This window comes from Microcystis sp. LEGE 08355 (assembly GCF_015207185.1).
Taxonomy (GTDB): Bacteria; Cyanobacteriota; Cyanobacteriia; order Cyanobacteriales; family Microcystaceae; genus Microcystis; species Microcystis panniformis.
Map to the genome: position 1 here is coordinate 1 of NZ_JADEXI010000883.1, position 1,331 is coordinate 1,331.

General features: G+C 47.3%; 1 protein-coding gene. It reads right to left on the reverse strand.

Annotated features, from left to right (window positions below):
* Nucleotides 1–183 precede the first annotated feature (183 nt).
* Nucleotides 184–1,331 (reverse strand): formylglycine-generating enzyme family protein (locus tag IQ242_RS24940; protein WP_193961807.1); only part of this gene is annotated, 1,148 nt, incomplete at its 5' end.

Below are 1,331 nucleotides of genomic sequence, written 5' to 3' on the forward strand. Positions count from 1 at the left end.
GAAACCCAACACTTTTAAATAATTGGGTTGGGTTTCGTTCCTCAACCCAACCTACGGCTGAATATTGCTTTAAGGCAGAGCCTTATATATTGTGTTTCAAGGCAGAGCCTTGAAACAAGGGTAAAAAAAATCGACCCGCCTAAGGGCGGGAGACAAAGGGCAAAAGAGCAAAAGAACAAAGGGTTAAAGTCCTGGGGAGACACACGCAACCCGAAAACCGTTGCCGTCGTAGCCGTCGTCGGGGAGGTCCCTGCCGCGGAGGGCAGAACGACAGTCATTAGGGATGACGTACCAAGAACCGCCGCGCAGACACTTGGGATGAGAACGATTATCATTATTGATAGTCCACGCAGATCCATCCTTTGGCGCTCCGATATAGTTATCGTGCGAATCGTCTTCGCACCACTCCCAAACATTGCCAATCATGTCATGGAGTCCCCAAGCATTGGGCTTTTTCTGGCCCACAGGATGAGTTTGGTTGCTGTTTGCGATTAGGCGTTTTTGATACTTATCCCAATCCATGCCAACTTCCTGCCAGATCCGAGCCGCATCAATCACTTGTTTGCCGCTATTGTTTCCATACCACCCATAGTCCCCTAATTTACTCGCATCATCACCAAAATAATAGCGAGTAGTAGTTCCCGCACGACAAGCATATTCCCATTCCGCTTCTGTGGGGAGACGATAGGTTTTCCCTGTTATTTGACTCAATTTCTGGCAAAAAGCTTGAGCATCGTTCCAACTAACCTTTTCTACCGGATTTTGGGGATTGTTTTGAAACTTAGAGGGATTTGTTCCCATTACGGCTTCATATTGTGCCTGAGTCACAGGATATTTGCCAATCGCAAAACTGTTGACTTTAACTTGGTGTGGAGGCTTTTCCCAATCCCTAGCATCAGAATCACTGTCAGCAGATCCCATAAGAAATTGACCTGCTGGTAAGCTCACCATCTCCATTGTGACTCGATTGGGTAGGTTTTCGGTAAATGAAGTTTTATTGCCTAGTGCTGTCTCTGGTTGAGCAGATTTAGATGGAATCATCCAATCTGATGGAGAAGAAGGAGTTTTATTGTCTAGGGGTGTCTTTTGTTGAGGAGGGGGAGGAATAGGAGAGTCACCGACGACGGAGGTGATAAAATTCCCGACTCTCTCGATTACATGGTTATTGATGCGTTGAATGGCGGTTTCCAGTTCGATTTCCTCATCGGGGATTTCCACGTCTGTCCATTGCCATCCTTCCTGCTCGGCTCGCTCTAATGCGATCGCTAAACGGCCGCGCTTTTCTTCGCTGGTGACGAGGAAATTGAGCAAACTAGCCGATAGATTCTCGT